Below are 21,545 nucleotides of genomic sequence, written 5' to 3' on the forward strand. Positions count from 1 at the left end.
ATGAAAAGGACGTTTTTTTTCAATATTGCTATTTTATTTCTCTCATTTTTTATAGTGAATGAAATAAAGGCTCAAATTATTTCCGATAGTATTAAAAATAATATTGGAACATATCTCACAGAATTTGCCAACAAAGATGTAAAAACAGGGAGAATAAAAATAGATTCTGTCAACATGAAAGGGAAAACTATAAGCCTCTTTGCTGGAGTAAACCTTTCCTATATTCCTTTTCAGAAAAATGAAGTAGATGTCATTTATAATAAAATTAAAGATCTACTTCCCGAAAAATATAAAAAATACAAAGTTGAATTGATTACCGATACCCGAAAAGTCGAAGATTTGGTTTTGTTTGGAAAAGACAAAAAGCAACTATTTGCTAACAAACTTGATAAACCATTGATCGTAAACTTATCTCAACCCTATGTTGCTGACCGAGGGTTGCAAAATCATCACTTGGCTATATGGCAAAGCCACGGGTGGTATTACGAACAAAAGTTGGCACGCTGGGAGTGGCAGCGAGCTCGAATCTTCCAGACAGTGGAGGATTTATATACTCAAAGCTATGTATTGCCATATTTAGTACCTATGCTCGAAAATGCAGGTGCGAATGTTTTGTTGCCTCGTGAACGTGATATACAGCGTCATGAAATAATTGTAGATAATGATAGAAACAAAGATAAATCGATATATAAAGAAATTAATGGAAAAGACAGCTGGATAGCTGGCTACTATGAAGGATTTGCATATTTGAAAGAGTCATATCTGGATGGAGAAAATCCATTCAGATCAGGCTCTTATAAAGAAGTAAAGACAATAAAGACCGGAGAAGAAAGTCGATGTGAATGGATACCCGATATTCCCGAAAAAGGTAAATATGGGGTGTATATATCGTATAAGACTTTAGAAAATAGCACCGATGATGCCCGATATACAGTATATCATAAGGGAGGGAAAACCGACTTTAGTGTTAATCAAAAGATGGGAGGTGGTACGTGGATCTTTCTGGGTTATTTTTCTTTTGATAAGGGTGTAAATGAAAATTGTAAAGTTGTATTGACCAATAAAAGCAATAAAGCGGGGCGTATCTTGACCGCCGATGCTGTTAAGATAGGAGGCGGAATGGGCAATATTGCAAGGCAACCTCATGCCAGTGGCATTGTAACAGACAATACTAAGAGTTCTGAAACTATTGAAAATAATATAAAGAAACTGCCTGCGATAGATTACAAACCGGAAGTAAGTGGTTATCCTCGTTATACAGAGGGTGCTCGTTATTGGTTGCAATGGGCTGGTACTCCCGATAGTATATACAACAAGAGCGAAGGAAAGAATGACTATACCGACGATTATCAAAGTAGAGGGTTTTGGGTAAATTATATTGCCGGAGGTTCTTCTGTATTACCGAAGAATGACGGTCTGAATATTCCGATAGACCTTGCAATGGCTTTTCATACCGATGCCGGTACGACCTTCAACGATTCTATTATAGGAAGTCTGGGTATCTACATGACGCATCACAATGATGAAAAGTTTGAAAATGGTAAGACTCGTTGGGCTTCTCGCGACCTTACGGAGCTGATAATGGATGAGATAGTAAAAGATATTCGCCGTGAGTATGAGCCGCAGTGGACTCGCCGCCAAATGTGGAACCGTTCTTATAGTGAAGCTCGTGTTCCGAATGTGCCTACCATGTTGTTGGAATTACTGTCGCATCAGAATTTTGCAGATATGAATTATGGGCTCGATCCTCGTTTTCGTTTTACAGTTAGTCGCTCCATATATAAAGGGATGCTCAAATTTGTGGCTCATCAATATGGCTATGATTATGTTGTGCAACCATTACCTGTAAAATCATTTAGTGCTCAATTTTCCGGGAATACTCAGGTAGAATTAAAATGGAAGCCGGTAAATGATGTTACCGAGCCAAGTGCAAAGCCTGATCAATATATCGTATATACACGTATAGGCGATGGAGACTTTGATAATGGTAAAGTAGTTAATGGTACAGGTGCGATTATGCCGATCGAAAAAGATGTATTATATAGCTTCAAGATAACAGCTGTAAACAAAGGAGGACAAAGTTTCCCTTCCGAAATACTTTCGGTATGTAAAAAGTCGGAAGAGAAAGGGCAGGTGCTTATTGTCAATGGTTTTGATAGACTATCTGCTCCTTATAGCTTTGCATCAAGAGATAGCATTGGTGGATTTTTAGACTTTATTGATCATGGAGTGCCGGATAAAGTGGAGTATAATTATATTGGAAGTCAATACGAATTCAGGAGGGTAATACCCTGGATGGATGACGATGCAGCAGGCTTTGGTGCAAGCAATGCGAATTATGAAACAACAGTTGTTGCCGGAAATACATTTGACTATCCGGCTATGCATGGGCGATCTATTGCTGCAGCGGGATATTCGTTCGTATCGGTAAGCCGTGATGCTGTATTGGATGGAACTGTGGATATGAACTCTTACAAATTAGTAGATTTGATATTAGGGAAACAACGACAAACAAAAATAGGTAGAGGTGTAAGTCCTGTTGAGTTCAAAACATTTCCTAAAGAGTTTCAAAACAAAATTACTGATTATTGTAAACAAGGGGGAAATATATTTATAAGCGGAGCTTATGTAGCTTCTGACCTGTGGGATACTGAAAAGCCTCTAGGAGAAGATCAGAAGTTTGCTGCTGATGTGTTAAAATATAAATGGAGAGTAGGGCGTGCAGCAGTTGAGGGGAAAGTAAAAACAATTGCCTCTCCATTTCCGGCATTTTCTGGTAACTATGAGTTTTATAACAAGCTCAACTCCATAGCTTATGCTGTTGAGTCGCCTGATGCTTTAGAGCCAGCCGGAGAGAATAGTTATACTATATTCAGATATACAGAAAATAACCTTAGTGCGGGTATTGCTCATGATGGCGATTACAAAACATGTGTAATGGGCTTTCCCTTCGAGGCGATAAAAGATCAAGCAGAAAGAGATAGTCTGATGTCAAATATTCTTTCTTTTATTTTTAAATAAAGGAAAAAAGAGGGAGTGTCGTGAAATAATACAAATTATTTCACGACATCTTTTTTATTATCGTCTATATAGTTTTATTACTCTATATACTAGAGCATTTTATCAAATAAAGTGCGAAGAACACAATAAGTCAATTTGTTTTCGTATCTTTGTCTTTTAAACAATCGAGTTTATATTGTATCTTTCTTCGCAATGTTTTGCTCCGCCTCTGTTTTAGCGGAACTTCCCATCGTAAAAAATGACGTCAAAATTAACTTTCTTGTTTATTTTATTAACAAGTTACGGAAATGTGTTGCACAGTGTTCGTAACACATTATTCAATTATAAAATCTGTAGTAGATTACAGTTAAACTATTTATGACATTTAATGAATTAAATATTATTGAGCCAATATTAAAGGCTCTGGAAGAAAAAGGATATACAACGCCAACTCCTATACAAGAAAAAGCTATTATTCCGGCTTTAACGAATCGAGATATTCTAGGACTAGCACAAACAGGTACAGGTAAAACCGCCGCTTTCTCACTGCCTATCATTCAGCAACTTTATTTGAATAAAGTTAGTGGTAAAAGAAGAGAAATCAGAGCTTTAATATTAACCCCCACACGAGAACTGGCAATTCAAATAAATGACAGTCTTAATGACTATACTCAATATACGGGACTTCGCCACTGTGTTATATATGGAGGAGTGAAGCAAAAAGCACAAACAGACGAATTGAAGACAGGTATAGATATATTAGTTGCTACACCGGGACGACTATTGGATTTGATTAATCAGGGATTTATAAATCTGGACTCTATACGTCATTTCGTCCTTGATGAAGCTGATCGTATGTTAGATATGGGTTTCATTCATGATATTAAACGTCTGCTCCCTAAGTTACCAAAAGAAAAACAGACATTGTTTTTCTCTGCTACTATGCCATCTACCATAGCTTCTTTGTCTCGCTCTATTCTGAGAGATCCTCTTAAAGTGGAAGTTACTCCTGCATCATCTGTTATAGATACTATCAAGCAATATCTATATTTTGTAGAGAAACAAGAGAAGAAAGACTTGTTAATCAATTTGTTGAAAAAAGATAAAAAGCAATCAGTATTAGTCTTTTCCCGCACGAAGCATGGTGCCGATAAAATTGCGCGTCTTCTTTGTAAGGCAGGTATAGGTAGCGAGGCTATTCATGGCAACAAATCTCAAAATGCACGTCAACGTGCTTTGACTAATTTTAAGTCGCAAAAAACACGTGTTCTCATTGCTACGGATATTGCAGCAAGAGGAATAGATGTTGATCAATTGGAACTGGTTATCAATTATGATTTGCCCGATGTTCCCGAAACTTATGTACATCGTATCGGTCGTACCGGACGTGCAGGTAATAGCGGTACTGCTCTCACATTCTGTTCGGCGGAAGAGAATGCAATGCTTAATGATATTCAGAAACTAACAGGGAAGAAGTTGAATCAATTATCAATTCCAGCGTAAGAAATATAAAAACATAAATATATAATTAATGGCAAAATCAAATTCATTTAACAAAAGAGAAATAGAAAAAAACAAACAACAAAAGAGAAAAGAAAAACAACAGAGAAGAGAGGAAAGACGAAATGCTCCTGTCGACTCATTTGAAGATATGATCGCTTATGTGGATGAGAATGGCGTTATAACCAGTACACCTCCCACTCAGACGAATAAACAAGAGATAGAAATAGAAGATATCGCTATTTCAACACCCAAGAAAGAAGATGTCGAAGATCCTATTCTCAATGGCCGTGTAGAATACTTTAATCAGGATAAGGGGTATGGCTTTATTAAACACACAGGCAGCACAGAAAAATACTTTTTCCATGTAAGTAGCACTTTAGTACCGATTGAAGAAGGTAATATGGTGACATTCGAGTTGGAGCGAGGGCAAAAAGGTATGAATGCCGTAAGAATCACTTTGGCCAATAAGGACGATCAAAAGTAATATAGAGATCCCTTATCTATATTAACTGTCCGTTTTCTTTATGATATTCAATCAGTCCTTTTATCGGATTTTCAATAATAACATCAATGTATATTCCTAAGTCTTGAGCTATTTCTCTTAAGATAAAGGAATACATTTTTGCTATCGATCCTACAAAGCGTATAGGATATTCCGTATATTCATATTGAAGAATATTCCTTTCAAAGAAAGATCGTAAATTCTTTCTGACTAAATTATTGATATAGGGATGTTCGAGATATTCGTATAAAAAGAATGATAAAACGGATAACAGCTTGTTTGGGAAAGGCTTAGAATAAATATAATCCATTATCTCATCCGGATCAATCTTATACTTTCTGTAAAATGGTTCTATAAGCTCAGTAGGAGCTAATCCTTTTAAGCAATCTGCAAGAAATATCTTACCCAAAGAAGCACCACTTCCTTCATCACCAAGGATATACCCCAAAGACTTCACATTCTTTATTATAGTATCCCCATCGTATAGACACGAGTTAGAGCCGGTTCCCAAAATACAGGCAATGCCGGCTTCGTTTTTAAATAGGGAACGAGCCGAACCCAAAAGGTCACTTTCGATGATCGATGGTGTTTTAAACTGGGCTTCAAGTGAAGCTTTTACTACATTCTTCTTTTCTAGAGAAGAACAACCAGCTCCATAGAAATATATAGTATGGAATTTAGTCTTAAAGAAGACCGGTGGCAGTTGTAGCCGAATAGAACGACTTATCTCCTTTCTTGTCTGGAAAAAAGGATTAATGCCATCGGACAAGAAATGTTCTACAATTCCACTTCTGTCCACCAGGCACCACTCTGTCTTTGTAGAGCCGCTTTCAGCTAGTAATATCACGTATTCTTATGTATTAAATTTATGCAAAGATAGATAAATAAATATAATCTCATCAAAAAACTATTTAGATCACCCGACTTTCTCTATTCCGATTCCGGGCTTATCATCCAAATGTAACTTACCATTTATAACTGTTACCCCTTTGAAGCAGTCGTTACTGATCAGTAAATTTCCATCCAGGTCGGCCCAATCTACAGCCGGTGATAATTGCGTTGCGGCAGAGATGGCACAAGATGTCTCGGTCATACAGCCTATCATTACTTTCATGTTGGCTGCCCGTGCAACAGTTTGTATTTTCCATGCTTCACGCATACCTGTACACTTCATCAATTTGATATTTACTCCGGTGAAAGCTCCTTTTAGTCGTAGCACATCTTGAAGACGTTGAAAAGACTCGTCGGCAAATACAGGTAATGGGCTTCTTTCTGTAACCCATGCGGTATCTTCCAGATTGTACTTGGGCATTGGCTGTTCGATCATGACGACACCCTTTTCTTTTAGCCAGTTGATCATATCCAGTGCATAGTGTTTATCTTTCCACCCCTGATTGGCATCTACGGCTATAGGCTTTTCGGTCACTGTCCGTATAGCCTCTATCATCTGCTTGTCATTTTCTCGTCCGAGCTTTACCTTCAGTATATTATACAATGGGGCCGCTTCTCTGGTTTTTTGTTTAACAACCTCATCCGTATCGATACCAATCGTAAACGTTGTAGATGGTGTTTTCTCTTTGTCCAATCCCCATATTTTATACCAAGGTTGACTCATTGTCTTGCCTACCAAATCATGCAATGCAATATCGATAGAAGCCTTAGCCGCAGTATTGTTCTCTGTTATTTTGTCGATATAGGTGAGTATATCATCCAGCTCAAATGGACTGGAAAATTGTTCGAGGTCTACTTTCTTAAGAAATTCGATTACAGAAGCTTGAGTTTCCCCCAAATAGGGCGGGAGAGAAGCTTCACCATATCCGGTTATGCCATCGTATGTAATTTCAGTCAGTACAACAGGTGTTGTTGTGCGTGAAGAATTAGCAATAGTGAATACATGGCGCAATTGCAGATCGTATGGCTTAAAGCTTAATTTCATTTTCTTATTTAATGAAATTGTCTTTTTATTGTTTTGAGCAAATGCTGCTAATGGATTACCGGCGAGTAACCCACTACCTATTGTTGTCAGAGCTGCTGTTTTTAGAAAATTACGTCTCGATTGTGGCATGATTCGATATATTAAGTGCAATGTTAATTACTTATAGAATGAATTGTTTGATATAGACCATATTCCCGATCCTTCTTTATCTATGGCCCCTATTATGCGCGAAGCTCTGATAAATTCTTTTGTATTCACTTCGTCATAATCATTGTCTTTAGGGTTGAGGCTGCTGATACGGATATAGCCCGATGCATGAATGAATTTATTGTTGCCAATATAAAATGCGACATGACGTATCCGTTCTTTCTTATCTTTCTCAGCTTTTTTTCCGAAAAACATCAAATCTCCGGGTTGTAAATTTCCATATCCATTGCTTATATCAATCGGTATACCTGTATGTGCCTGTTGTGAGGCATCTCTCATCAGGATAATACCATGCATTAACGCTATTGTTTTGGTAAAACCGCTACAGTCCATACCTTTTACCGATGTACCACCCCATACATAAGGAATACCCATCAGGGTGTATGCTTTTTTCACAAAGTTGTCTCCTGATATTGTAATTCCGGCAAGCCAGTCTTCATATTTTTTACTTTGGCTTTTTAGTATATACGCCTTCCGTCCATCGGGGTATGATACTTTATAAAAATCTCCAACCTCGCCTTCCTTTTTCAGAATATTGCAACTGACTAAATCCGATACAGTCTGACTTTGTGTATCAGGTGCAGAATATGCAAACCCAAAATAGTCTGTAAATATTATTTTTTTTGCCGAGTTCCAATCCTCAAATTCTGTCCTAGTCATCGGGTGGTAATTTATTTCCTGTGTCCAAGCTATATATCCGTCAGGGGTTTGTATACGGCTCCATCCATCTTTTTGCAGAATTCGGATTGGTGTTCCGAGGATAGCCTGAGTAGCCATTTCGGCCGAGAATTTACCTTCAACTCGGATATCGGCAACAGATAAGGTTATCACACCATAAGTCTTGTCTCCTAAATCTTTGTCGGGTAATAATTTTATCTTATCCGTGAAGTTTTTTCCATAAATTTTTTCAGACTGCTTTATAACTTCTTTGTATGCAGTAATATCCGATGTGACACCTAGTAAGGTAGGGGCCTTTTCGTGATCATCTACTTTTATATCAAACACTTTTACTCTTTTATCAGGGATATGTTTCTCTCTGATATTGTTGAGGATTGTCTCTAGTTCTGCATGTTTGGAAATTTGCTTGTCTGTATTTTGCGCATATAATACAGAATAACATATACATAAAGCAATCAGTGTGCATATTTTTTTCATAACGGCAGGCCTGAATAATTAATTAGTTGTGATATTACAAATATATGCAAAATAAGGATTTCTGCCGAGTTTCACTTTGTGTTTTCTCTTTTTATATCGTTAAAATAGTTTAAAATGTATATCTAAACGCTAATTTTGTGTATGTGTCTTTATGCTTGACTTTAACGATGTATTGTGCTTAATAGTAAAAAGTTTTTGCCGATAAGTGTTTTGTAGTGAGATGGTTATTTATTTATCAACAAAAGTGCTTATTTTAAATTATTTTATAACAACCTCTCTTTTAAAATCCTTTTCTTTGTATTTCTATGAATGATAATGTACTCGAAAAACTGAAGGTGTTGGCAGAGTCGGCTAAGTATGACGTTTCTTGCTCTTCCAGTGGTACTGTCCGCAAAAATAAAGTGGGCGGACTTGGAAATACTGTAGGTGGTATGGGGATATGTCATAGTTTTACAGAAGATGGGCGTTGCGTTTCATTGTTGAAAATTATGTTAACCAACTACTGTATTTATGATTGTGCATATTGTATCAATCGTAGAAGTAACGATATCCGCAGAGCTACATTTACAGTTCAAGAACTGGTTGATCTTACAATTGAATTTTATCGTCGTAACTATATCGAAGGTCTTTTTCTTAGTTCGGGCGTTATCAACAACCCAGACTATACGATGGAGCGTATGGTGAGAGTCATAAAAAATCTCAGAACTGTACAACGATTCAACGGATATATTCACATGAAAAGCATACCTGGTGCTAGTCAGGAGCTGATTAGCGAAGCCGGATTGTATGCCGATCGTATGAGTGTAAATCTGGAAATACCCACAGAGGTAAATCTGAAACTGCTGGCTCCCGAAAAAGATCATCGCAGTGTATACAAGCCGATGCGTTATATTCAGCAGGGAATGCAACAAAGTATAGAAGATAGGCGGAAGTTCCGCTCTGCGCCGCGCTTTGTTCCTGCCGGACAGAGTACACAAATGATAGTAGGCGCAACCAATGAACGGGATAAAGATATCTTGCGTGTGTCTTCGATCCTTTATCAACAGACACAGATGAGGCGTGTATACTATTCGGGCTTTATTCCGGTGAATAGTTATGATACTCGTTTGCCAGCCTTAAAGCAAGCCCCATTGGTGAGAGAAAATCGCTTATATCAGGCCGACTGGCTGATGCGTTTCTATCAGTATAGAGCTGATGAAATAGTGGACGATGCATATCCTGATCTTGACCTTGAGATAGATCCGAAATTGGCGTGGGCACTGCGTCATCCCGAAATGTTTCCGGTGGATATTAACAAAGCCGACTATGCAATGATTCTTCGTGTGCCCGGTATTGGGGTTAAGTCGGCACAGTATATTGTAACTTCGCGTCGGCATGGTAAGCTGAATGCCTCACACCTTAAAAAGATTGGAGTGGTGATGAAGAAAGCTCAATATTTTATTACTTGCAACGAGTTGCCGATGTATACTGTTAATGAAGTTACGCCTGAGTATGTTCGCAAAATCCTTACTGAACCTAAAAAACGAAAAAGTGATGATAGTCAGTTGTCTATAATATTCCCTGACTGATGGTAGTGTTTTTTTACGATAAAACATTCGAAGGCTTATTGACCGCCATCTTTGATGCATATAGCCGAAAAGTATTTCCCGACAGATTACTGGCAGAAGGAGATATTGCTCCCATGTTTATGGATGATAGCTATACGGTGGTTACGCAAGAAGACAAAGCTACTCGGGTTTGGAAAGGATTAGAAAATAAACTGTCGAAAGGAGCATGCAACATGCTTACCTATGTTTGGCTTTCGGAGGAAGAAGGAAGTGACGATCTTATGTTCCGTTATATTCGTAAATCGCTTGATAATAAAATCTCTATAGAAACGAATTTTGCAGATAGCGATGTTTTGCAGATGAGCCAACTGGCTAGGAAAGTATCTCACGAGGAACTCTATTTGAAACAGTTTGTGCGTTTTCAAAAAGCTGCTGACGATATATTCTTTGCACCTGTATTTCCCCGATATAATGCTCTTCCTTTGGCTATTGGTCATTTCAAAGATCGCTTTTCGGATCAAAAATGGGTTATCTATGATATGAAAAGAAAATATGGGTATTACTATGATCTGAATACAATGGTAGAGATCACACTTGATAATGATGAGTATTTGCTGGGTGGAAAATTAGATGAAAAGTTGATGGCCGAAGATGAAAAGTTATTTCAAGAGTTGTGGAAAGGTTATTTTAAGTCGATGACCATAAAAGAACGTATAAATCCAAAACTGCATCGCCAGCACATGCCAAAACGTTTTTGGAAATACCTTACCGAGAAACAATAAGAAGGCTGTTATAGAGTTTTTCTTGTCTTTTGTCATCCTGATCGAAGAGAAATCAATATAGGATAAGGTAAAAATGCTATACAGCCTTCTTGGGTAGAGTACTTCTATTGTTTCAGTTTGAATACAATCGGAATTGTGAAATATACCTGAACCGGATTTCCGCTTTGCTTCCCAGGAATCCATTTTGGCATACTTTTTATAACTCTCATTGCTTCCTTGTCGCATGTTGGACTGATTCCTTTTAATAATTCCAAGTTGGATATTTCACCGGTTTTGCTAACAACGAATCTTACTATAACACGTCCCTGTGTTCCTATCTCTTGATCTACAACTGGATATTTGAGATTATCACTAATGAATCTATACATTTCTGCCTCCCCTCCGGGGAACTGAGGCATGATTTCTACTGCAATAAATGTCTCGGGTTTCTTTTCTGTTCCTCCCTTATCTGTTGGTGTCATTATGGTCTCAATGTCCTTTCGGATTGCATCAGGGTCAGTAGAACCGTTTTCTACCTTGTGTTTTCCAATGGCGTCTTTCCCTTTTGCAACCTCTTCCATTGTCACCATCTCTTCTTCATTATTGACTTTAGTGTCATCAACAATTGTTGGTGGAACAAACTTCGTCATTTGTATAAATTTAGGTGGTTCTGGAATTGGTGGTTTTTCAATCTCATCCACTTTGTTTAATGGCGGATCGATAACTACTATTGTATATTTATCTGTTATATTATCCGGCTGTATACCTGTTGCAGCTTTTACAGTACTGATGATTAACGGTAGGGCTGTTACAAAACCTACAAACAATAAGATGATTGCAAAAGCGAGGATGTGTCGTTTCCAAGAAGATTGTCTTAAAGCGAATGCTCCGTATGATTTGTTTCTTCCTTCAAAAACTATGTCACACCATTCTGTTGAGTTTAGGTTTACTGCGTTTTTCATAACTGTATGTTTTAAATTGTTACTTAATCTTGTCTTTTTCTACTTAATAGATATTAAAGTCTCTGAAATTCCATAAAGAGGTATTAATTTTTTTTAATCTCATTGAAAAAGTTCTTTTAGCGAAATGGATATCCTAATATTTTAGTTTTTTTTGTCGGGCAAATTTTTATTTATCAATACTTAAAATGCTACATTTGTAACTTAATATATTGTAGGAAATGTCAGATTCAATAGTTATCATCCCGACTTATAACGAAAAGGAGAATATAGAGGCCATCACAAGGGCAGTGTTCAATTTACCTAAAGAGTTCGATATTCTGGTTATTGACGATGGGTCTCCTGATGGAACCGCTTCTATTGTAAAGAGGCTTCAAACAGAGTTTCCCGAAAGGTTACATCTTGTGGAAAGAGCCGGTAAACTTGGTCTTGGAACGGCATATATCGCAGGGTTTAAATGGGCTTTGGGACGCAGTTATGAGTATGTGTATGAGATGGATGCTGATTTTTCTCACAATCCGAACGATCTTCTCCGCTTATATGAGGCATGTGTTAATCAAGGAGCCGATCTAGCGGTAGGCTCACGCTATTGTAGTGGCGTAAATGTTGTAAACTGGCCTATGGGAAGGGTCTTGATGTCTTATTTTGCTTCCAGATATGTGCGTTTTATTACGGGCATGAAGGTACATGACTCTACAGCCGGATTTGTTTGTTATCGGCGTGCAGTTCTTGAAACTATTGATTTGGACAATATTCGCTTCAAAGGATATGCTTTCCAAGTGGAGATGAAGTATACGGCACATTGTCTGAAATTTAATATAAAAGAAGTATCTATTATTTTTGTTAATCGGATGTTGGGTACTTCAAAAATGAGCTCCGGTATTTTTGCTGAAGGTGTCATTGGTGTAATTACAATGCGCTTGAGGCAAATGTTTGGCGGAATTCATAAAAAGAAATAAAAACTTGTGTATCTTTGTTGTATATTTTTTATACAGCAAAAAGATGAAGATTATTTGCGTAGGACAAAATTATCAATCACATAATAAAGAAATGAACAGGGCATTATCGAATAGCGAGGATGATCCTGTTCTTTTTATGAAACCCGATACATCTTTGCTTTCGGGAGATAAGAAAGATTTCTATATTCCCGATTTCTCTGCCGATATACATTACGAGGCTGAGGTTGTAGTTAAGATATGTAAGATGGGTAAAAATATAGCAGAACGATTTGCTCATCGCTATTACGAAGAAATTAGTCTCGGTATCGATTTTACGGCAAGAGATATACAATCTGAACTTAAGAAAAAAGGACTCCCTTGGGAAATAGCCAAAGCATTTGATAACTCTGCTGCTGTAGGGCAATTTGTGCCAAAAGATAAATGGGGGAAACCGATGGATGACTTGAACTTTAGTTTGTCGATTGACGGTAGGATAGTCCAATCGGCTAATACTACCGAAATGATACATCCGATAGATAAAATAATTGCATACGCCAGCCGTTTTTTTACCCTCAAAACCGGCGATTTGATTTTTACCGGCACACCCGCCGGAGTAGGGAAGGTGCAAATAGGAAATCATCTGTCAGGAGAAATAGAAGGAGAGAAATTGTTGGAAATATCTATTTGCTGATAATTTAAAATGTTAAATTTATGCTAGGTAACAATAAATATTATAAAAAATTGTTATCTATACATACTGAATAATTAAAATAAGGAATACGAACAAACTATAATAAAACCTTAACATATAAATTAATTACTTAAATAGTAGAATAAATGAAGAGTCTTTTGAGAAAAATCTTATTTGTAAATATTTTTGCATTGCTTGCATTAGGCGCGTATGCACAAGATGACGTGAACCCGATACAAACGGCTATGCCGTCATTAAATATTGCTCCTGATGCCCGTGCAGGAGGTATGGGAGATGCCGGAGTGGCTACAGCGCCGGATGTGTATTCTCAACACTGGAATGCTGCTAAATATGCATTTAGCCCAAGTAAGGCAGGTTTTGGAATATCATATACTCCTTGGTTGAGAAAGATCATTAATGATATAGCATTAGTTTATGGTGTTGGTTACTATAAATTAGGCAATGAAAATAATCAGGCATTAAGCGCATCTATTCGTTACTTTTCTATTGGAGATGTGAAAGTTGTCACAGACCTAAACGACTTTAATGGTGTTGTTTTAAGCCCCAACGAGTTGGCTATCGACTTGGCATATTCTCGTAAATTGACAGAGACTTTTTCCGGAGCTGTAACAGTGCGTTATATCCGTGCCGATTATACAGGAGCCTCTGAAGAAACTTCAGTAGGGAATGCTTTTGCAGCAGATATTTCGGGTTATAACGAATCTTATATCCGTACAGGGAGTTCAGAAAGTTTGCTAAGTTTTGGTTTCAATATTTCTAATATTGGTACAAAAATTTCTACAAACGGAGATTCTCGAAATGAGTTCTTACCAACCAATCTGCGTTTAGGAGCTTCTCTTATGTATCCTATCAACGAGGTGAGTACAATATCATTCAGTGCAGACCTGAATAAGTATTTGGTTCCAACTCCTCCTGTTAAAAAAGAAGGGGAGACCAATGATGAATTCAGTAAACGTATGGCAGACTATAGAGATATTAACCCGATAGCGGGTATCTTCAAATCATTTGGCGATGCTCCGGGTGGATTCTCGGAAGAAATGAAAGAGATTGCATGGTCGCTTGGTGCAGAATATGATTATAATGATAAGTTCCGTTTACGTACCGGTTACTTCCACGAAAATAAGATGAAAGGTAACCGTCAATATCTTTCTTTTGGTGCAGGATTTAAGCTAAGCGCATTCCAACTGGATGTAGCATATCTGTTGGCTACCGCTCAACAAAATCCATTAGACCAAACATTGCGTTTTTCTCTAGGGTTTGATATTGATGCAATGAAAAATTTATTTAAGTAATTATTGTTTCGTAGATAAAGTTATTTGATATAATGAAGATAAGGGTAGGTTTTGGCTATGATGTGCATCGCCTTGCTGATAATAGAGATTTGTGGTTAGGTGGAATCAAGATAGAGCATAGTCAGGGACTATTAGGGCACTCCGATGCTGATGTACTTATACATGCTATTTGCGACGCTATTCTTGGTGCGGCAAATTTACGTGATATAGGTTTTCATTTTCCTGATACAGCCGGGGAGTATAAAGATATAGACAGTAAAATCTTATTGAAAAAAACATTAGAGGTGATAACCGAGAAAGGGTATAGTATAGGTAATATAGATGCAACTATCTGTGGCGAACGTCCTAAAATAAATCCTCATATACCTCAGATGCAGAAAGTGATGGCTGAGATTTTAGAGATCTCGGTAGATGATATATCGATAAAAGCAACAACTTCAGAAAAAATGGGGTTTGTAGGCCGTGAGGAAGGTTTTGCAGCATACGCCGTTGCTTTAATTGAAAAAAAGTGATAATTAGACACAAAAAGAAATGAGTGTGAAACCCAAAATAGAATTAACCGCTGATGGGTCTCACACTCTTTTCATGTCCGACCTGAATGAACACTATCATTCGGTAAATGGAGCTATACAAGAATCAACCCACGTATTTATTAACACAGGATTGCATCATTGCAAAAAAGAGAGTGTCAATATTCTTGAAATTGGTTTCGGAACAGGTTTAAATGCTTTTCTTACAGCATTGGATGTAACCAATACCGAAAGAATTATTCATTACACAGGCTTAGAGTTATATCCTTTGCCTAAATCAATTATCAGTGAGTTGAATTATTCGGATAAGCACTTAGAGCAAGCCAAGATATTATATAATAAGCTGCATGATGCTGATTGGAATAGGGAAGTTCAAATTTTACCTGAGTTTTATTTGTCGAAGATAGAATGTGATTTTACCAAGTTTGATTTCTCCTCATTAAAATCTTCTTTCGATCTCATTTACTTCGATGCATTTGCTCCCGATAAGCAGCCCGAAATGTGGACGCAATCAATATTTGATTCATTGTATTCTGTTACAGCCCAGAATGGGATATTAGTTACTTATTGTGCTAAAGGTGCTGTGCGTAGAATGCTACAACAAGCAGGCTACAAAACTGAAAGACTTCCCGGACCTCCCGGAAAAAGAGAAATGCTGCGTGCTACAAAAACAGGTTGATGCCTCGTCTCTGTTCTCTGTATTCTTTTATATTCATTTCCTCAGCGTTTATAATATAGTTAAGATCAATTCCATCTTTTTATCTTCTGATAAAAGATACTTATCTTTGTGCCCGATATTTAATAAATATCTATAAGAATCTACACTATAATATAATGAAAATAGGCAATATAAAATTCTCCGAAAACCCTGTCTTTCTTGCTCCTATGGAAGATGTAACAGATATGGGATTTCGTCTTATGTGCAAGCAATTTGGGGCAGATATGGTATATACCGAGTTTGTATCCAGCGATGCACTTATTCGTCATGTGAATAAAACTCAGGCTAAGCTCACCATCAGTGAAGAAGAGCGTCCTGTGGCTATACAGATATACGGACGGGAAGTAGATGCGATGGTAGAAGCTGCAAAAATCTGTGAAGAAGCCAATCCGAATATTTTGGATATAAACTTTGGTTGTCCGGTGAAGAAAGTGGCAGGTAAGGGTGCCGGTTCGGGTATGATGAAAACCCCTGAACTGATGGTTGAAATAACTGCTGCAGTAGTGAAAGCTGTAAAAATCCCTGTAACAGTAAAAACTCGTTTAGGTTGGGATCATGAGTCGAAGATTATTGTGGAGCTGGCAGAGCAATTGCAAGACGTAGGAATACAAGCCTTGACAATACATGGGCGCACACGCTCACAGATGTACACAGGAGACGCCGATTGGGAGTTGATCGGCGATGTCAAAAATAACCCTCGTATACATATTCCGATAGTAGGTAATGGGGATGTAACTAGTCCCGAAATATGCAAACGCCGTTTCGACGAGACAGGAGTGGATGCCGTAATGATAGGGCGGGGGAGTATCGGTAGTCCGTGGATATTTGAAGAGGTGAAGCATTATTTGAGAACCGGTGAAACGCTTCCGAAGAAAGAATTCGAATGGTATTTGGATGTTCTAAAAGAGATGATCCGCAAAAATGTTGTTCATTCAGGGGAACGTGGCGGAATTATTCATAGTCGGCGTCATTTGGCTGCAAGCTCATTATTTAAAGGGTTGCCCGATTTTAAGAAAGTAAGAGTGGCTATGTTGCGAACAGAGTCCGTTGATGAACTTTTTGAAATTATGGATACTATACCGGAGCAATTTCAGATGGAATCAAACAATTGAATATAAATTGAGTTTTCGGTAATAGGAATAAAGAAACCTATAACCCCTAAATATTTAATAATACATAGGTTTGGTTACACACTTAATATTCGGTGTGTAACCTCCTTACTTCTATATAATTTTCTTACTTTTGTATTGCTAAAAAAATTACAGACTGTTTATGGAACAAAAATTATTGGTTTACAATACTCTGACACGAAAAAAGGAAGTATTCGAACCGCTTCATGCACCGCATGTGGGGATGTATGTTTGTGGACCAACCGTATACGGAGATGGCCATCTCGGACATGCCCGTCCTGCTATAACATTCGATATACTATTTCGTTATCTCACACATTTAGGTTATAAGGTGCGTTACGTTCGTAATATCACGGATGTGGGGCACTTGGAGAACGATGCCGATGAGGGTGAAGATAAAATAGCCAAAAAAGCACGTTTGGAGCAGTTGGAACCAATGGAAGTTGTTCAGTATTATGTAAATCGTTACCATAAGGCAATGGATGCTTTGAACGTACTGTCTCCATCTATAGAGCCTCATGCTTCAGGGCATATCATAGAGCAGATAGAGGCAATCAAAGGTATATTGAAAGCCGGATATGCATACGAAAGTAATGGTTCGGTTTATTTCGATGTAGAGAAATATAATAAGGATTATGATTATGGTATTCTTTCTCATCGCAATATCGAAGAAATGCTAAATACTACGCGTGAGCTTGATGGTCAGGAAGAGAAGCGGAGTAGAGTTGACTTTGCTCTGTGGAAAAAAGCTGCACCCGAACATATTATGCGTTGGCCTTCGCCTTGGAGTGATGGTTTTCCCGGGTGGCACATCGAATGTTCAACAATGAGTATAAAGTATCTCGGCCGAGAATTTGATATACATGGAGGTGGGCTCGATCTTATGTTCCCCCATCACGAATGCGAGATAGCTCAGAATACGGCAATGGAAAAGCATCAGGTAGTAAGATACTGGATGCATAACAATATGATAACTATTGGCGGGCAGAAAATGGGCAAGTCCTTAGGAAACTTCATTACACTGGATGAATTCTTTACAGGCTCTCATAAAATGCTGGTACAGGCGTATAGCCCTATGACAATTCGTTTCTTTATTTTGCAGGCGCACTATCGTAGTACAGTAGATTTCAGTAACGAAGCCTTGCAAGCTGCAGAAAAGAGCCTCGAACGACTTTATGATGCATACGCACGTATAGAGAAAATTCCTGTCTCAGCTACATCTTCTGTAGATGTGAAAAATATTAGGAACAAGTGCTATGAGGCATTAAATGATGATTTGAATTCGGCAATCGTAATAGCACATCTATGTGAAGCCGGAACAACAATCAATTCTGCAAGTACGGGTAATATAACATTGAGTCAGGAAGATATAAATGAGCTTAAAGAAGTATTTGATATCTTTTTGTTCGGTATACTCGGTATCCGTAACGATGCAATAGGTGCAAACAGTGGCAATAATGAAGCTTTTGGCAAAGCTGTGGACTTATTGCTCGAGATTCGCCAAAAAGCAAAAGAAAATAAAGATTGGGCTACTTCAGATCAGATTCGCAACGAATTGGCTAAAGCCGGATTTGAAATCAAAGATGGCAAGGATGGTGCCGAATGGAAACTGAAATGATTCTTTTTCTCTTTATCTAAAGCATCAATATTTATCTTATTATACATCGAAGGCTATTTTTATGAACTTTAAAAAGTGACAAATGAAAATAGCCTGAAATCTGTCACTTTTGTCACCTTTTATAGAGAATATAATGATAGCTAAACAGATACAAGAAGAGCTAAATGCTTATTCAATTCCTGAAAAGCGGGAATTTCTTCCGTACTTTTTCAAAACAGGGAAAGGTCAATATGGCGAAGGTGACAAGTTTCTGGGAGTTGTAGTTCCTGATACTCGAAAAGTAGCTAAGAAATATAAAGATATTCCTTTTACAGAGGTAGCAAAACTTCTCAATAATGAATATCATGAGTGTCGCCTGTGTGCTTTGCTTATTCTCGTAGAGTTATTTAAAAAGACAAAGGACGAGACAAGAAAACAAGAGATTGTAGATTTTTATTTGGCTCATACACATCGTATCAATAACTGGGACTTGGTAGATCTCAGTGCAAAAGATATTGTTGGAGAGTACCTTGTAGATAAAGATAGGTCAGTCTTATATCAATTAGCAGACAGCTCTCTGTTGTGGGATCAGCGAATTGCTATTATTGCTACGTTCGCATTTATCCGTCGAAACGATTATCAAGATATTTTAGATTTATCCCGACGATTATTATATCATAAGCACGATCTGATGCATAAAGCTATCGGGTGGATGCTTAGAGAGATGGGCAAGAGAGATAAAATGAAATTAACTGGTTTTCTCGATAGTTATAGTAAAGAGATGCCTCGTACGATGTTGCGTTACTCAATAGAAAAATTAAGCCCTGAAGAAAGGGCGTTTTACATGAAGAAATGATAAATTATCTCACTCATACATTATCCAACGGACTTCGTATTGTGCACAAACCAATTGAAAGTAACGTTTCTTATTGTGGTTTTATAGTCAATGCGGGTACACGCGATGAAGCTCCCGATCAGTACGGTATGGCTCATTTTGTAGAGCATATGCTGTTTAAAGGTACGGATAAAAGACGGGCGTATCATATTATCAACCGTATGGAAAATGTGGGTGGAGAGCTCAATGCATTTACAAATAAAGAAGAAACGGTTGTTTACTCAGTCTTTCTTGAGCAACACTTTAGCCGTGCGATAGAGTTACTTTCAGACATTACTTTTCATTCGAATTTTCCTCAATCGGAAATTGAAAAAGAAGTAGAGGTTATAATAGACGAAATACATTCGTATGAAGATAGTCCATCAGAACTGATATTTGATGAATTCGAAAACCTTGTTTTTGATCAGTCCCAGATAGGGCATAATATATTAGGAAGTGCCGAGCTGTTGCAGAACTTTGATGGGCAGATGGCTAAGGCTTTTGTGAACAAATTCTATAATCCTTCCAATATGGTGTTTTTTTCACTTGGAAGAACAGACTTTAAGAAGATTGTTTATTATGCCGAGAAATATTTATCGGCTATTCCTAATATAAAATCAGATATACAACGGATTAAGCCGGTTGACATCTCATCAGTAAATAAGAGGGAGGATAAAGAGACTTCGCAGGCACATGTTCTGATTGGCGGACGTTCATATTCATTGTGTGACCCCAATAGAAGAGTCTTGAATCTTTTGAATAACCTTTTGGGTGGCCCGGGAATGAATAGCCGTTTGAATATCTCTTTACGAGAGAAAAGAGGCTATGTATATAACGTAGACTCGTCGATCACATCATATACCGATACGGGGATAACTTCAATTTATTTTGGCTGCGATAAGAAAAATGTGGATAAGTGTATCAGTTTGGTGAATAAAGAATTAAATAGATTAAGAAAAGAGAAGCTTACATCAAGTCAACTAAGTACAGCCAAGAAGCAACTCATTGGGCAGATAGGAGTGATGGGAGACAATCATGAGAATCTGGCATTAGCCTTGGGTAAGAATTTTTTGCATCATAATCACTTCAATACGTTGGCGGAAACCGCTCAAAAAATAGAAGCTGTGACGGCAGAACAAATACTGGCTGTGAGTAACGAAATTTTTGATGAAAGAAGTTTGTTTACTTTAATATATGATTAATTCTCTTAACTTTGCATTAGCTATACTAACTTTATGAAAACAATCTTAAAAATATTTTTACTTATATCTTTGTTTGTTTGCAGTATTGGAACTATAAATGCTCAGTATCCTAAAAAACGTATCACTTCGGATATACATGTGGGATTAAACCTTGCCGGAATGGATATTAAGAATGAAAATACATATAAGCAAGCCAAAGTAGGAGTTCATATCGGGTTCAATGTAAATTATAAATTTTGGAGTAATATGCAGCTCCAAACAGGGTTGTTTGTTACTAAGAAAGGGTTGAAAAGACATATTCATACTCTAGAAAAAAATGGTGATATTTCTGTAACTACCTATGACGGATATTATAATGCCACAGGCAATTATATACAGATGCCTTTTAATTTGGGATATGAATTGTATTTCACGAAGTCATGGGCATTTAATATTAATGGAGGACTATATGCCGCTTATGGATATAAAGGGACAGGTACAACAAGCAGCGTTACAGTAATTTCCGATAATATAGGGAAGCCTGTTGTTACAACCGTTCCTGAGGTCGAATTTGAATCTTTTACTCCTGACCGGTGGCGAAGGTTTGATTATGGCTTGAACGCGAAAGTTGGTCTGGTGTATGATATATATACAATAAACATAGGGTATGAATATGGGCTCTACAATATTGCATATACCGGTCCTGAATTAAAAAATAGAAACTTTTTTGTTTCGTTCGGATTCAGATTCTAGCCTATTGGTATGTGTTTTATAGTCTGAACTTTGTTTGTCTGATTGTTGTTTTCTATAAATAAAAACCATCAAAAATTATAATCATGGAAAACTTGATAAAAAAACTGCAAGATGAGGTTGGGCTTACATATGAACAGGCTGTTAAAGCTGTTTCTGTAGTTAAAGATTATAGGATAAGGAAGGTCTTGATATAGACTGGGATAAATTCTTTAAAGGAAAAACAGAAGATTTTTTAACTAAGGCTAAAGAT

At 37.5% G+C, this 21,545-nt stretch carries 19 protein-coding genes; 15 read left to right on the forward strand and 4 right to left on the reverse strand.

The window, feature by feature from the left end:
• From HMPREF9456_RS06645 to HMPREF9456_RS06655, 3 genes are all read left to right on the forward strand, one after another.
• Complete coding sequence (locus HMPREF9456_RS06645; RefSeq protein ID WP_006842723.1) at positions 1 to 3,021, forward strand: golvesin C-terminal-like domain-containing protein; 3,021 nt, start codon at positions 1 to 3, stop codon at positions 3,019 to 3,021.
• A gap of 357 nt (positions 3,022 to 3,378) precedes the next feature.
• Positions 3,379 to 4,503, forward strand: coding sequence for a DEAD/DEAH box helicase (locus tag HMPREF9456_RS06650; protein ID WP_006842724.1), 1,125 nt, complete (start codon positions 3,379 to 3,381; stop codon positions 4,501 to 4,503).
• A gap of 28 nt (positions 4,504 to 4,531) precedes the next feature.
• Positions 4,532 to 4,987: a cold-shock protein gene (locus tag HMPREF9456_RS06655; RefSeq protein ID WP_006842725.1), complete on the forward strand. Its 456-nt coding sequence runs from the start codon at positions 4,532 to 4,534 to the stop codon at positions 4,985 to 4,987.
• A 16-nt stretch (positions 4,988 to 5,003) separates the two neighbouring features.
• Here the strand turns inward: HMPREF9456_RS06655 and HMPREF9456_RS06660 are convergent, their stop codons facing one another.
• The 3 genes from HMPREF9456_RS06660 to HMPREF9456_RS06670 form a co-directional block, all read right to left on the reverse strand.
• Positions 5,004 to 5,852, reverse strand: a complete 849-nt coding sequence (locus tag HMPREF9456_RS06660; RefSeq protein ID WP_006842726.1) for a hypothetical protein — start codon at positions 5,850 to 5,852, stop codon at positions 5,004 to 5,006.
• 69 nt (positions 5,853 to 5,921) lie between these two features.
• Positions 5,922 to 7,070, reverse strand: a complete 1,149-nt coding sequence (locus tag HMPREF9456_RS06665; RefSeq protein ID WP_006842727.1) for a dipeptide epimerase — start codon at positions 7,068 to 7,070, stop codon at positions 5,922 to 5,924.
• A 27-nt stretch (positions 7,071 to 7,097) separates the two neighbouring features.
• On the reverse strand, positions 7,098 to 8,303 hold the full coding sequence (locus tag HMPREF9456_RS06670; protein ID WP_006842728.1) for a C40 family peptidase: 1,206 nt from the start codon (positions 8,301 to 8,303) through the stop codon (positions 7,098 to 7,100).
• Between the two features lie 305 nt (positions 8,304 to 8,608).
• Here HMPREF9456_RS06670 and HMPREF9456_RS06675 point away from each other — a divergent pair, with 305 nt between their 5' ends.
• Both HMPREF9456_RS06675 and HMPREF9456_RS06680 read left to right on the forward strand, forming a co-directional pair.
• Positions 8,609 to 9,871: a putative DNA modification/repair radical SAM protein gene (locus tag HMPREF9456_RS06675; RefSeq protein ID WP_006842729.1), complete on the forward strand. Its 1,263-nt coding sequence runs from the start codon at positions 8,609 to 8,611 to the stop codon at positions 9,869 to 9,871.
• On the forward strand, positions 9,871 to 10,632 hold the full coding sequence (locus HMPREF9456_RS06680; protein WP_006842730.1) for a TIGR03915 family putative DNA repair protein: 762 nt from the start codon (positions 9,871 to 9,873) through the stop codon (positions 10,630 to 10,632). Before HMPREF9456_RS06675 ends, HMPREF9456_RS06680 begins: the two co-directional genes overlap by 1 nt.
• Before the next feature lie 104 nt (positions 10,633 to 10,736).
• Here the strand turns inward: HMPREF9456_RS06680 and HMPREF9456_RS06685 are convergent, their stop codons facing one another.
• Complete coding sequence (locus tag HMPREF9456_RS06685) at positions 10,737 to 11,573, reverse strand: energy transducer TonB (RefSeq protein ID WP_006842731.1); 837 nt, start codon at positions 11,571 to 11,573, stop codon at positions 10,737 to 10,739.
• Positions 11,574 to 11,791: 218 nt separating this feature from the next.
• Between HMPREF9456_RS06685 and HMPREF9456_RS06690 the strand changes: the two genes are divergently transcribed.
• The 10 genes from HMPREF9456_RS06690 (at position 11,792) to HMPREF9456_RS06735 (ending at position 21,295) form a co-directional block, all read left to right on the forward strand.
• Positions 11,792 to 12,529 (forward strand): polyprenol monophosphomannose synthase, encoded by a 738-nt coding sequence (locus HMPREF9456_RS06690; RefSeq protein ID WP_006842732.1) that lies wholly within the window; start codon positions 11,792 to 11,794, stop codon positions 12,527 to 12,529.
• 43 nt (positions 12,530 to 12,572) lie between these two features.
• Entirely contained in the window at positions 12,573 to 13,199 is a 627-nt protein-coding gene (locus tag HMPREF9456_RS06695; RefSeq protein WP_018074828.1) for a fumarylacetoacetate hydrolase family protein, read from the forward strand.
• A 146-nt stretch (positions 13,200 to 13,345) separates the two neighbouring features.
• Positions 13,346 to 14,512, forward strand: coding sequence for a type IX secretion system outer membrane channel protein PorV (gene porV / locus HMPREF9456_RS06700; protein WP_006842734.1), 1,167 nt, complete (start codon positions 13,346 to 13,348; stop codon positions 14,510 to 14,512).
• Positions 14,513 to 14,544: 32 nt separating this feature from the next.
• Positions 14,545 to 15,024, forward strand: coding sequence for a 2-C-methyl-D-erythritol 2,4-cyclodiphosphate synthase (ispF, locus tag HMPREF9456_RS06705; RefSeq protein WP_006842735.1), 480 nt, complete (start codon positions 14,545 to 14,547; stop codon positions 15,022 to 15,024).
• A gap of 19 nt (positions 15,025 to 15,043) precedes the next feature.
• Positions 15,044 to 15,721, forward strand: a complete 678-nt coding sequence (gene mnmC2 / locus HMPREF9456_RS06710; RefSeq protein WP_006842736.1) for a tRNA (5-methylaminomethyl-2-thiouridine)(34)-methyltransferase MnmC2 — start codon at positions 15,044 to 15,046, stop codon at positions 15,719 to 15,721.
• 155 nt (positions 15,722 to 15,876) lie between these two features.
• Positions 15,877 to 16,872, forward strand: a complete 996-nt coding sequence (gene dusB, locus HMPREF9456_RS06715; RefSeq protein WP_006842737.1) for a tRNA dihydrouridine synthase DusB — start codon at positions 15,877 to 15,879, stop codon at positions 16,870 to 16,872.
• A 160-nt stretch (positions 16,873 to 17,032) separates the two neighbouring features.
• A complete protein-coding gene (gene cysS / locus HMPREF9456_RS06720) occupies positions 17,033 to 18,508 on the forward strand; it encodes a cysteine--tRNA ligase (RefSeq protein WP_006842738.1) in 1,476 nt (491 codons plus the stop codon).
• 133 nt (positions 18,509 to 18,641) lie between these two features.
• Positions 18,642 to 19,343: a DNA alkylation repair protein gene (locus tag HMPREF9456_RS06725; RefSeq protein WP_018074829.1), complete on the forward strand. Its 702-nt coding sequence runs from the start codon at positions 18,642 to 18,644 to the stop codon at positions 19,341 to 19,343.
• On the forward strand, positions 19,340 to 20,563 hold the full coding sequence (locus tag HMPREF9456_RS06730) for a M16 family metallopeptidase (RefSeq protein WP_006842740.1): 1,224 nt from the start codon (positions 19,340 to 19,342) through the stop codon (positions 20,561 to 20,563). Before HMPREF9456_RS06725 ends, HMPREF9456_RS06730 begins: the two co-directional genes overlap by 4 nt.
• 33 nt (positions 20,564 to 20,596) lie before the next feature.
• Positions 20,597 to 21,295 carry a porin family protein gene (locus tag HMPREF9456_RS06735; RefSeq protein ID WP_006842741.1) on the forward strand — a complete coding sequence of 233 codons (699 nt, stop codon included), beginning with the start codon at positions 20,597 to 20,599 and terminating at the stop codon, positions 21,293 to 21,295.
• Positions 21,296 to 21,545: the final 250 nt, after the last annotated feature.

This window comes from Dysgonomonas mossii DSM 22836 (genome assembly GCF_000213575.1).
Lineage (GTDB): Bacteria > Bacteroidota > Bacteroidia > Bacteroidales > Dysgonomonadaceae > Dysgonomonas > Dysgonomonas mossii.

Excerpts from the sequence above, each read along its gene's own strand:
- HMPREF9456_RS06645 (WP_006842723.1), top strand. The coding sequence starts at position 1 with ATGAAAAGGACGTTTTTTTTCAATATTGCTATTTTATTTCTCTCATTT.
- HMPREF9456_RS06650 (WP_006842724.1), top strand. The coding sequence starts at position 3,379 with ATGACATTTAATGAATTAAATATTATTGAGCCAATATTAAAGGCTCTG.
- HMPREF9456_RS06655 (WP_006842725.1), top strand. The coding sequence starts at position 4,532 with ATGGCAAAATCAAATTCATTTAACAAAAGAGAAATAGAAAAAAACAAA.
- HMPREF9456_RS06665 (WP_006842727.1), bottom strand. The coding sequence starts at position 7,070 with ATGCCACAATCGAGACGTAATTTTCTAAAAACAGCAGCTCTGACAACA.
- HMPREF9456_RS06670 (WP_006842728.1), bottom strand. The coding sequence starts at position 8,303 with ATGAAAAAAATATGCACACTGATTGCTTTATGTATATGTTATTCTGTA.
- HMPREF9456_RS06675 (WP_006842729.1), top strand. The coding sequence starts at position 8,609 with ATGAATGATAATGTACTCGAAAAACTGAAGGTGTTGGCAGAGTCGGCT.
- HMPREF9456_RS06680 (WP_006842730.1), top strand. The coding sequence starts at position 9,871 with ATGGTAGTGTTTTTTTACGATAAAACATTCGAAGGCTTATTGACCGCC.
- HMPREF9456_RS06685 (WP_006842731.1), bottom strand. The coding sequence starts at position 11,573 with ATGAAAAACGCAGTAAACCTAAACTCAACAGAATGGTGTGACATAGTT.
- HMPREF9456_RS06690 (WP_006842732.1), top strand. The coding sequence starts at position 11,792 with ATGTCAGATTCAATAGTTATCATCCCGACTTATAACGAAAAGGAGAAT.
- HMPREF9456_RS06695 (WP_018074828.1), top strand. The coding sequence starts at position 12,573 with ATGAAGATTATTTGCGTAGGACAAAATTATCAATCACATAATAAAGAA.
- porV (WP_006842734.1), top strand. The coding sequence starts at position 13,346 with ATGAAGAGTCTTTTGAGAAAAATCTTATTTGTAAATATTTTTGCATTG.
- ispF (WP_006842735.1), top strand. The coding sequence starts at position 14,545 with ATGAAGATAAGGGTAGGTTTTGGCTATGATGTGCATCGCCTTGCTGAT.
- mnmC2 (WP_006842736.1), top strand. The coding sequence starts at position 15,044 with ATGAGTGTGAAACCCAAAATAGAATTAACCGCTGATGGGTCTCACACT.
- dusB (WP_006842737.1), top strand. The coding sequence starts at position 15,877 with ATGAAAATAGGCAATATAAAATTCTCCGAAAACCCTGTCTTTCTTGCT.
- cysS (WP_006842738.1), top strand. The coding sequence starts at position 17,033 with ATGGAACAAAAATTATTGGTTTACAATACTCTGACACGAAAAAAGGAA.
- HMPREF9456_RS06725 (WP_018074829.1), top strand. The coding sequence starts at position 18,642 with ATGATAGCTAAACAGATACAAGAAGAGCTAAATGCTTATTCAATTCCT.
- HMPREF9456_RS06730 (WP_006842740.1), top strand. The coding sequence starts at position 19,340 with ATGATAAATTATCTCACTCATACATTATCCAACGGACTTCGTATTGTG.
- HMPREF9456_RS06735 (WP_006842741.1), top strand. The coding sequence starts at position 20,597 with ATGAAAACAATCTTAAAAATATTTTTACTTATATCTTTGTTTGTTTGC.